The 11,838-nt window shown below is 36.8% G+C and carries 3 protein-coding genes and 1 pseudogene; all 4 read right to left on the bottom strand.

The genetic code is table 11. From position 1 onward, the window contains the following. Positions 1-30: 30 nt before the first annotated feature. Positions 31-690 (bottom strand): DNA-binding protein, encoded by a 660-nt coding sequence (locus tag LK443_RS03140; RefSeq protein ID WP_227932087.1) that lies wholly within the window; start codon positions 688-690, stop codon positions 31-33. A 42-nt stretch (positions 691-732) separates the two neighbouring features. Further along, a pseudogene (locus LK443_RS03135) lies at positions 733-2,127 on the bottom strand (helicase); the annotation flags it as partial. An 88-nt stretch (positions 2,128-2,215) separates the two neighbouring features. After that, positions 2,216-3,886, bottom strand: a complete 1,671-nt coding sequence (gene ltrA / locus LK443_RS03130) for a group II intron reverse transcriptase/maturase (RefSeq protein WP_227932085.1) — start codon at positions 3,884-3,886, stop codon at positions 2,216-2,218. 555 nt (positions 3,887-4,441) lie between these two features. Next, entirely contained in the window at positions 4,442-11,830 is a 7,389-nt protein-coding gene (locus tag LK443_RS03125) for a helicase-related protein (RefSeq protein ID WP_227932084.1), read from the bottom strand. Between the last annotated feature and the right edge of the window lie 8 nt (positions 11,831-11,838).

Below are 11,838 nucleotides of genomic sequence, written 5' to 3'. Positions count from 1 at the left end.
TGCAGTCCTAAGACCACACCGACCATAAATTTATCTCTCAGCTTCTTTGCTTGCTTCTTTCTTTTCTTTTGGCTTTTCCTTATCTTCCGCCTGATATTTCTTGATAGCTCCAAGTACAGATTCTTTCTTTTCTTCTTGTCCTTTCATTTGTTCCTTTGCCTTTAGTAGCTTTGAAGAAAGTATCCTGATGTTGCTATGCTCCTTGCCGTTATCATCAATGGATGTTCTTATTTGTCCAAAGAGCTTAACAAAGTCTCCCTGCTTAAAGTCCTTTGGAATATCGCTTTTTTCTCCATAAGCGGAGCAGTTGCGATATACCTTGTTTCCTTCATCGTCTTTAGATACTACGGAGAAATTAGCTACCTTAAAGGCTTCTCCGTTCTTATTTTCCCTTTCAACTAAATCGACTTCCCCTACAATATTGCCAACGATATTGATAAGATTATCCTTTTCTTCCTGAACATAAGGCAGATCTTTTATCTGTCCCTGTTCCCTTAAATCATCAATCATGTAGTCAAATTCCTCATGTAGCAAATTAAGGCTGTCATTGTCCATATAAGCGTCATAGAGCTTGTCTAAAGCACTTTCATCATTGATACCTTTTTCTACGCTTATAATCGCTTTTACAAAGTCCTTATGATTATCATTTACCATATCTTCTATTTGATTTCTCATTGTTTTGTAATCCATGTTTTTGTCTCCTTTCATGGCAAAAGGGAGGTTACCCTCCCCTTATCTTAAAATTTCCTGTTCTTTTGTTTTTTGCTTTTCTTCTGTTTTACTTTCATTTTGATAGGCTCTTATCTGTCCTAAAATAGATGGCTTATCATCTGATTTTTGTGCGGTTTCTTCTTTGCTATGAAGATTGTCCTCCACATCATAAGTTGACTCAAAATAATCACTGTCCTTAAAGTCATTGTCATATCTATCAGGAATACCGTCATTATCGAGGTCTTTAGAAAGTGGATCATAGAAGTTACCCTCATCATCAATATCAAGTCCTGTTGCTGCTCTTAAATCTTCGGAATCAACATAAACTAAATCGCTAAAAGAGGACATTTCTATTTCATTTTTCATATTCCTTAGAGCTTCATTCTCTCCCTTGTTTTCATAATCGAAGCTCTCTGTTTTTATAGGCGTATCATCAATATACTGTGTCCAAGTTTTTTCATCTAAATTAAGCTCATACTGAATACCATGTCTTTCATCCGGTGTATTGGTATAGGCGATACCGATATGCTTTAAGTCAGGATACAAGGTATTAAATTCATCGTAGCTGTGATTTTCTTCATACTCCCTGTTACAGAAATCAATGATTGCCCTTTTTACATCTTCTATAAGCGGATTATCATTTCTCTTTTCTTCTACTTCTCCCATATCGAGCAGCTTATTCAGTTCTGCAAGTCTTAATACCTTAGTTTTCAGCTCATCTGCCTTTTCAAAAGGCTTTTTGAGTTCTTCTTTGGCATTTTCCAGTTGTTCCTTTGTGCTGATGAGTTTTTCTTCAAGCCTGTTTAATTTCTCAGGCATTTTCTCAAGAGCGTTATCCAGTCTTGTGATGTTACCGTCCGCACTTGTTCCAAGCTCTCCTGAATGCTTTGCAGCACCGTTTAAGCTAAAGTTATGCTCATTGGTAAAGAAATTATAGCTTACCTCTAAATCCATATTCCTATACTTGCCTATAACCTTGCTTTCATTGATTTTAATCTTTGAAATTGCTTCAAGTAGTCTTTCTCCGGCTAATTTCTTGTCGGTAATCTTTTCTCCTGCAATGGTAATGGAAGTAAACTTTTCCTCACCTTCCGCTTTAGGCTCTACATCAGATATATCTTTTTTGACAGCTTCAATTAGTTTTTCCGTTCTTGCAATTTCTTCAGGATAGTTTTTCGCCACTTTATCCTCTAATCTGTAACGGTTAGACTTATAGTTTGCTTCAAGCATTTTTAGTTTCGTAACCTCATTATCCAAGTCCATCTTCTCTTTAATCTTCGGATCACCTGTGGCAAGAGCTTTAATTTCTGCATAGTTGAGAGAACTTTCATCCACATCTTCTGCCACACGAACAGGTGTCTTTGAAGTCATAATCTGAGAAATGAATTTCTGTTTGTTTTCTATCGTCTGGTCGAGTAGGTCGGGGATATTACTATCCCTTTCCCCTCTAAGAACCGTGCATGAGAGTTTCCCCTCACACGGCTCAAGTTTTTATAAGCCCTAATTAAAGAGCCAGCGTGTTTTCTTCATCATTTATATGCAATTTTCTATGACACCAAGGGTGTACTAAAGTTTTAAGGGTAATGTTATTTTGAATTGTTTGATGTACTCTAAAGTCTGTATCTATAGTTATTTTCTCTCCACAAACAGGGCATATTCCATTTTGCGTTTTATACAGTCTATTTATAACTGTACGTCCTTTAAGTTCGTTTCGTATTTTTAAATCTTCTCTTTCTTCAAAGTATATTTGCCAATTTTCATCAAATGGATTTGCTTCAGCTTGTATCTTGGTAAATCTTTTAATATCAGTGTCTGTAGCATATTTAAGACGAAGATAGTATTTCTCGCCATTTTCCATTCTATCGCCAGTTGCTACACTGAAAGTCCAGGTTCTGTTTCCAATGGTATGGAAGTATTTCTTAGCTATCCATTTTCTACCTTTCTTTGGGTGTCTACGAACGCACCAGGTCCACAAGCTTTTATATATTTCATAATCAAGTTTTTCAAAGGCTTTAGATGAAACATTATATTTCTGATAGTTTACCCAACCTATAATGATTGGATTTAATTTTCTGATCAAAATTTCTTGTTTCATTGACGGATTATCTTTTATGATTCGTCTGATTTTATCGACAATAGCCTTGAAGTTATTATCAGATGGTTTTGTAAGCAACTTATCTTTATACATCCTAATATTAACTCCAAGAAAATCAAAACCGTCATTTATGTGTGTTATAAGTGTCTTTTCCTCTGATAATTCTAAACCTCTTTCAGCCAAGAATTTTACAATGATTGGCTTTACACCATTTTCAAGCAATTCTTCACTTTCTCCTGTAACAATGAAATCATCTGCATATCTAACAAAATTAACCTTTGGGAAATATGTTTTCTTGTTTACTGTTCTTCTATGGTATTTCTCTTTGATTGCTTTTTCTAAACCATCTAATACCATATTGGAAATAATAGGTGATATTGGCGAGCCTTGTGGACTTCCTGTTTCTGTTGGAAATACTTTTTGTTTTTCTATATATCCACACTCAAGCCAGAGTTTTAATAATTTCTTGTTCATTGGGATATTATTTAATATCCATTCATGACTTATATTATCAAAACAACCTTTTATATCTCCCTCAAGTACCCATTTTGCAGACTTCTTTTTATTGAGTGACGTAAAACACTGCTCGATAGCATCTTGTGTACATCTTTTTGCCCTAAATCCATAAGAATTAGGGTCAGCAGTAATTTCTGCTATGGGTTCAAGTGCAAATTTATATAGTGTTTGCATTGCTCTATCTGTCATTGTAGGAATGCTGAGAGGTCTTTTCTTACCATTTTTCTTTGGTATATACACTCTTCTAAGAGGCTTAGGTTTATATCCTCTTAAATTTAACTTTTCTATCGCCTTATACTTTGCCTGTGATGTTAGCCATAATTCACCATCAACACCACTTGTTTTCTTGCCTTGATTTTCAGTTACCCTCTTAATAGCCAAGGCTTTTGCATAAAATGAAGTTGTGAGTAAATGTTGTAAAGATTTTACCTTTCCATATTTACTCATTTTCCACGCTTTCACAATACGCATTTGTAGTTTTTTAACATAGCTTTCTGCTAGAGAAAAGTCTATACTTTCCCAGTTTTTAGCTCTGTTAGTAGTAGCACACATTTTACTGTTCATTTGCTTTCTCCTTTCAAAAATTCTACAAGTTCTCTTGTGATTAAAAACCAAATGGAAGTCTGCACTCTTTCAAGTTAGGGCAAATTTTGAACCCCTATCCATCTCATTACAAGATGGCATTCGCTTTTTCCATTCTCCTTTACCTGCACCATTATCAGCATTTCTTACGATTTGCCTTGCCTTTTGGCAATAGTACAGGCTTACCATGTTTCACTTAATTAACGTTGATAACTTAGGCTCTACCTCTCTGCCGGTAGTCTTTTTGTCCGTGTAATCCCACTGCGGAAAGGATTATCCTACTACACACCATTTTGGTTCAGGCTTATCAGCAACTTTAGCCTGTTCGCCTTAACGACATTTATCAGTAGTTCACATATGTTAGCCATATTATCAAGCCTCGCTCCCTAACCGCCTTGTTGCTAGCAGTTTCGGTATTACCTCACGGTTTTACATCAAGTAGGGCTACTTTAATATCGGCTTACCACACCTAAGTGCAGTCGATACTCGGCTCAACTAACGGAATAGTTGGTTTGGTCATCATGCCAAACAGTTAAATTAAGCGACTTCATGTCGCACCCAAAGGTAGGCATCAAAGGTATTCTCCGTAACATAACGATAAATATTTACTTTCTCATTTTCGTTTCCCTGTCTTACAATTCTACCCGCACGCTGTTCAAGGTCGGCAGGACGCCAAGGCACATCGAGGTCATGCAAAGCAATCAGTTTGTTTTGCACATTCGTTCCTGCTCCCATCTTCTGAGTTGAACCCATTAAGATACGGATTTCCCCTTTTCTTACCTTTGCAAAGAGTTCATCCTTTTGCTTATCGGAATTCGCTTCATGTATAAAGGCGATTTCTTCTTTCGGTATGCCCATAGCTACGAGCTTTTCTCTAATATCATCATAGATGTTAAATTCTCCATCTCCTTTAGGAGTAGACATATCGGAAAAAAGTAGCTGTGTAGATTTGTTTTCTTTTGTCTTATCCCAAATGGAAAAGACATTCTTTACGCATACATTGACCTTGCTATCAGGATTATCAGGAAGAAGTGGATTGATTAAACGCTGATCTAAGGCAAGTTTCTTACCGTCATTAGTAATTTTAAGCATATTATCTTCATCAGGCTCCACAACCCTATTTCTGACATCATCTGCTCTTTTAGAAAGGCTCTTTAGGATTTCCTTTTGTTCTTCAGAAGGCTCTGTCTTAATAACCTCGTAGTTAGCTTCAGGTGTAGGAAGATTAAGCATATCTGCCGTCTGAATATCAGCAACTTCCTTAAACATAGACATAAGCTCAGGCAAGTTATAGAACTTTGAAAATCTCGTCTTTACCCTATATCCTGTTCCTTCAGGAGATAATTCAAAGGAGCTTTGAGTTTCTCCAAAAGTGGAAGCCCAAGAATCAAAATGCTCCAGTCCGTTCTTTTTAAGACTTTCATACTGAAGATACCTTTGCATAGTATAAAGCTCGGTCATTGAGTTACTTACAGGCGTTCCTGTGGCAAAGACCACGCCTTTTCCGCCTGTCATTTCATCCATATATCGGCATTTCATAAACATATCGGAGGACTTAAAGGCTTCTGACTGTCCGATACCTGCAACATTACGCATTTTTGTATAGAGATAAAGGTTCTTAAAGCCATGTGCCTCGTCAACAAAGAGCTTATCAACTCCCAGTTCCTCAAAAGTAATCACATCGTCTTTCTTAAAATCATCGTTTAGTTTCTCAAGCCTTGTTTCCAGTTTTTTCTTTGTCTTTTCAAGTTGTTTTACTGTGAAGTTCTGGTTTCTATCATTCTTGTATTCTTCTACATAGTTTACGATTTCATCAATCTGATCTTGGATGTGCTTCTCCTGATATTCCTTACTCATAGGGATTTTTTCAAACTGCGTATGTCCGATAACAACCGCATCATATTCCCCTGTGGCAATCTTACCAATAAATCTCTTTCTGTTTTTTGGCTCAAAGTCTTTCTTATCAGCCACCATAATGTTAGCTGACGGATATAGCTGCATATACTCACGCCCGATTTGTCCTGTTAAGTGATTGGGTACAACAAATAAGGACTTACTGCACATTCCAAGCCTTTTACTTTCCATTGCGGAAGCTACCATTTCAAAGGTCTTTCCACTTCCTACTACATGGGCAAGTAAGGTATTTCCTCCATAAAGACTTCTTGCTATGGCATTTCTTTGATGAGGTCTTAAATCAATCTCCGTATTCATTCCCTCAAAAGAAAGATTACTTCCGTCATATTCTCTATTGCGGATGGAGTTAAAACGCTCGTTATACAGTTTTACAAGACGGTTTCTTCTTTCCTGATCGTTAAATATCCAGTTTTTAAACTCTTCTTTTAATAGCTCCTGCTTTTGTCCTGCAAGCATGGTTTCTTTTTTATTTAAGACAGAAGTTTTAGAGCCATCCGGATTTACAATCTGGTCAAATACCTTTGTTTCTTTCAGATTTAAGGCATCTTCAATCAGCTTATAGGCGTTTACCCTTGATGTACCAAAGGTCATCTCAGCAAGGTCATTTCCCCTGTCCCTGCTTTTTCCTTCTACATTCCATTCGCTTGTCAAATTTGAAAATTTAACCTTAATATCCCATTTGGCATATCCCGGAGTTTTTAGCGTTTCAAAGATGAATTTCTCAATATCTTTAATCGGTATCCAAGTTGCACCAAGACGCACATTGATTTCACTTGCTTCCAATTCCTTTGGAAGAACTTTTGTAAGCTCTGCTTTTTGATATTCCAAACGGTTCATTTCATATCTTATCAGCTCTTTTTCTTTTCCATTCTCGGCGAAACCAAGATGAGGGAGTTCTCTTTCCGTTTGTCTGAGCTTTGATAAGTAACTGTCTACTATGGCAATCTTATCCCTGATATTCCCACTTAGGTATTCATCTTTTGTTACATAGCCATATTTATAGGAATTGCTGCCATTTGCACAGGCAAAAGGTAAATCGCCATCCTCTAAGTTAAATGAAAGCGGTCTGTAAAAGTTTTGTTCTTCTCTGATATTTAGATAGATTTCCCCTCGAAGCTCCTCAATTAAGGTCGTTCTGTCTTTTCCTGTAAGACTTCCCATATAGTCAAAGTCCACATAGCCTTTTTCAGATACCGATAAAACAAGAGCTTCAAGGGAAGTGTCTACATGGTCGATAACCTTCGCCTTTGTGATTGTTCGCTTGGAGAAAATATCTCCCTTTGCCTTAAAGTTTTCTTCTTCATCAAGGATTTCAATGGAAGAAACAAGCGGGAAGTTGCTATCCTCTTTTAAGGCTCTGGTATTACTTAGGTTATTTACAAAGCCATGCTTCTTTGAAAAGTTATCATATACTTCATTTAGTTTTTCCTGTGAAGCCTTGATTTCTTCCTCGCTAAAATCTTCTTTCTGCTTGTAAATTACATCTTTTAAAACAGCATTCAGCTCAAGATAATCCTTGATTTTTTCTTTGTTTTTATCTGATACTTCCTTTTTGATAAAGAGTGAATTTTCTCTGTAATAGACTTCATCATCAATTAAGGTATAAGAAAAGTTCTTTACATCATCAGTTGCAGGGATAGAAGTGATCTCATCATCAAGTAGCTCTACTTCTTCATACTTGGCATCTTTTGAAATTCTTTCTCCTGCAATCTCGATACGCTCCTTTAACGAAGCCATATTGTTCTCTTGCCCTAAAAAAGCTATCGGTTCACAAGTGAGTGTCTTTCCAAATCTTCCGCTTACCTCACGCATTGTGCCAAGCACTTGTTCAGGATGATCAACAAAGTATTTGTTATATGAAAGTCCATTTTCATCTTCTGCAAGGTGTATCCAATCTTCATCGCGCTCTAATACGCTATCTCTTTTCTTTAGGAAGATAATATCCGAAGTTACTTCTGTGCCGGCAACACCCTTAAAGGTATCATTTGGAAGTCTGATTGCTCCTAAAAATTCGGCTCTTGCTGCAAGATAGCGTCTTACACTTTCGTCTTTTTTATCCATTGTTCCTGAAGATGTAATAAAGGCGATAACACCGCCGTTTCTTACCTTATCAATGGACTTGGCAAAGAAATAATCGTGGATAAGAAAGTTATTACGATTGTATTCCCTGTCATTTACCTTATACTCTCCAAATGGAACATTTCCGATTGCTACATCAAAGAAGTTATTGGAAAAGGAAGTTTCTTCAAGCCCCTTAACCTGTATATCACTTTCAGGATATAAGAGTTTTCCAATACGCCCGCTTACCGAATCAAGTTCCACACCATAAAATTTTGACTTACTCATTTCATCAGGTAGATTACCGATAAAGTTCCCAACACCCATTGACGGTTCAAGGATATTTCCCTGTTTAAATCCCATACCTGAAAGCGTCTTATATATTCCGTCAATGACTGCTTTCGGTGTGTAAAAACTCGTTAGGGTAGATTCTCTTGCAGCTTCATATTCTGATGGCGATAGATTTTCCTTTAAGAAGGCTCTTGCCTCTTTCCACTGTCCATCCTTACTTTCATCAAAGACTTCAGATAATCCACCCCAGCCTACATATTTTGCTAAAACTTCCTGAGCTGTAATATCAAGCTCTCGTTCTCCACTTTCAATCCTATTAAGCATAGAGATTGCTTCAAGATTATTGTTTAATCTCTCACTTGGAGATAACTTTGCAGGGATCGTTTCTTCTGCAATCTTGAAATTGTGAGCCTCATTTTTCTTTATTTCTGCTTCCTTAAAAGTCTTTTCGGGCTTCTCATTGGTCATATTTTTAAAGATTCTATCAAGCTCACTTTCCTTACGATAAGGAATTACATCGGAGCCTGTAATCATACCTCCAAGATACTCTGTATTATCCTTGACCGTTACTGTCTTTAGGTTATTTCCCATATCATCAAATCTTGTGATGGTATACTCTTTTCCCTTGTACTTCACTTCATCACCGATGATAAATTCAGGTCTTTCAAGATTTACTTGTCTTAATAAATCCTCATCATCTATAAAGGATATAATCGGAATTTGATGATTACCTTGCCTTACAGGATCAAGCCACAAATCATTTCTTCCTGTGATTTGATTTTTAGAGATCTCTCTTGCTTTGTACTCCTCATGATTAAAATAGACGGTATCACCTTCTTTAACTGCAAACTCATCTGAAGGGTTATCCTCTTTTTCGTTAAGTTCTACTTCTTCTCTTTCCTTTAGATAATCTAATAAGGTAGCCTGAAAAGGTTCTGCTTGTATTCTTTCTTCTACTTCTTCAGGTGCTTCAAGCTCTGCAATATTGTCCTCAAAACTGAGTTCTCCATTAAAAACATGGTTAAGCTCCTGCTCATCCATCTGCTTTTTAAGTTCACTGTCTTTCAGTTCTCTAAAGGTCTTTGGGAAATCCTCTAAAACAAGTCTTTGGGCATTTAATTCCTTTAGCTCCTCAAGATTAAAATATCCCCATTCAGGTTCAATTCCTAAAACAAGTCCAAAAGCATCTTTACTTTCCCTGTCATACTCCGTCATATACCAAGTCCAGTTACTTCTAAATGGAATGATGTATGCTGCATGAACCTGTTTGTCTGCTAAGGCTACATCTTCCTGTGCATAAAGCTCAGGCACTCTCTCAAGCATTTCATCAGTCATTAGATTATTTGGATCATCTTTAGAATAATAACTTGGCTCTTTTTGTTCTTCTATCTCTACCTTGCTTTCAATATTTTTTTCTTCAAGATAAAGATTTTTAGAAAGCAGCTCATCTATATGCTTTGCTACATTTGACCATGTAAGAAATACATCGTTACAATGATTCTTCTGTAATTTAAGTCCCTTTGCATCGTGCCATTCATCACTTCCCTTTGCTCCTGAAACAGCATGAGAATGACCTCCGATTCCATACTCATCTTTTAAGAAATTTGCTTTTTCCTGCAAGGTATGATTTTCTTTGAAAAACTTAGTAATTCGCTCTTTTCCCTTATCGACTCCACTTCCCCTTGAAATCGTAGCAAGGACTTCATCTTCTGTAATAAAGCCATGTACTTTTGGAAGTTCAGTTAGGTTAGAGATATATTCCTTTCTTGGAAGTGCAAGCTCCTGTAATTTCTGATAAAGGCTATCTACCTTGTGATAATGAAATCTTAGTACATCTTTGTTTTCTCTATATCCTTTCAAAAAGCGACTGTACTCGGAAATAACATTTTTTAGATAGTCAGGATTTTTAAGAGCTTCCGATAACTGTCTTGTTTCTTTCGGAAAGCCACCACCCCTTTCTATAAAGTCAAAATAACCTTGTGTTTTTCCTTCTTCGCTTAAATCGTGATATAGATACCATAGCGATTCTGAAACTCTATCTCTTGCATAGTCATGTGCTTTCAAAATCTCTACATTTGTAGCAAACTCTCCATTTTCTAAAAGCTCATTGATTCTTCTTGCAGCATCACTCCAGCTTAAAATTTGCGTGCTATCTTCTCTTGCAGAAGTTCCATAAGCTAAATGAATGCCTTTATCCGAATACCAGGAAGATACTTCTGCTCCATTAAGAAATAAACCGTTTCCGCCTCTAAAGGTATCTTTAAGGTATTCTCCTAATTCTTCTACTGTTTTCCCTTTGGAAAATTCAGCAATGATAGGAAGTCTTTCGCCCTCATGGTTTCCACCATTTACAAGAATACTGTCAATATCATTTTGAGTAAGAGGTATTGTAAGTTTAATCTGCCCTGATCTGTTTTCGGGTAAAGAAAAAGAAGCCTTGTCAGCTTCTCTTATCTCTTTATCCGTATTTTCTTTTAGATTTCCACTATCTCCTTGATGGTCATTTCTTTGAGGGCTGAAATCATCGCTTTGTACTGCGGATGGCTCTCGTCCTCTATCTTCCAAGCCATCATCAGTTTCGGCTTCTCTGCTCTCATAAACTCTATCGCCTGTTTCTGAGTATCCATCAGGTGTCCTATCAGCTTCTTCTCCTTGTATAGATCCACTAACATCTCGAAGTTGCTCTGCTCCTCGCTGCTTGAAAGATAATCCAGTCTCATCACTGCGTACACCGGATTCGGATATTCCTTGATGAAGTCCTCCTGTTCCTCTAACTGATTCAGTGTATTCTCTTTGATTTTCTCTATTATCTCGTCCGTACTCTCCATTTCGGAAAATTCGCTCGTTTTCACTAATTCTTTCCTGATCATCTCGTCGAAGTACATTTTCTTCTACCTCCTCTAATTCTTCTTTTATTTTATTATATCCTGCTTCTTTACCTCTTAAAACTTCTTTTTGAAGCTCTAACTCTTTGCTTTTTTGAATGGTTGCATCAATGACTGTTCCGCTAATGTCCGATACCGTTTCTCCAAGGCTCATAAGAGAAATGCTGTCAAGCATTGCAAAGTTTTCCTTTAACAGCTCCTTATCCACAGGATAGTCTAACTTAAATCTTGAAGCTACTGCATAGCTCACTGAGTCCCTTGCAAACTTGGTAAAGGATATTTTGTCCTCATCAGATATTCTAAGTTCATTCATCAAGCTATCTATTTTTTCATCTCCGTAAAGCCTACTTAAGGAAAAGATATTTTCTAAGGTGCTTTCGCTTTCTTGATAGCCCTCAGCTTTTATCATTTCTTTTAATACATCTCTATGAGCTTCTTTATCAAATCTCCAAAGATTTACCTCATTGACATCTCTGTTTTTGGAAACTGTCTGACTAATATCAAAGATATAGTCCACCTTTTTGTATGTGCCATAGTCCTCTAAAATGGGAATACCCTTTTGACCTCGCATGACAGTTCGGTTAAAGTGTTCTCTCCAGTAGTCAAACTTGGCACAAGCTGTCGCTTCAGGATTTTTATCATAAATACTTAACTGACTTCTAAAATCATATTTCTGATTGTTTCCGACAACCTTTAAGAGCTTCAGATACTCTGCTTCACTCTGCAGAATATCTTGTTTTATTAGCTCCAAAATGTTATGAAAATCATTTATTCGCATGTTTACCT

It is taken from the genome of Granulicatella elegans (assembly GCF_020735385.1).
Classification (GTDB): Bacteria; Bacillota; Bacilli; order Lactobacillales; family Aerococcaceae; genus Granulicatella; species Granulicatella elegans_B.
This window is presented reverse-complemented; position numbering and strand designations above follow the sequence as displayed.

Bases quoted from the DNA above. Each gene is read 5' to 3' on its own strand.
- ltrA (WP_227932085.1), bottom strand. From the start codon at position 3,886: ATGAACAGTAAAATGTGTGCTACTACTAACAGAGCTAAAAACTGGGAA.
- LK443_RS03125 (WP_227932084.1), bottom strand. From the start codon at position 11,830: ATGCGAATAAATGATTTTCATAACATTTTGGAGCTAATAAAACAAGAT.
- LK443_RS03140 (WP_227932087.1), bottom strand. From the start codon at position 690: ATGGATTACAAAACAATGAGAAATCAAATAGAAGATATGGTAAATGAT.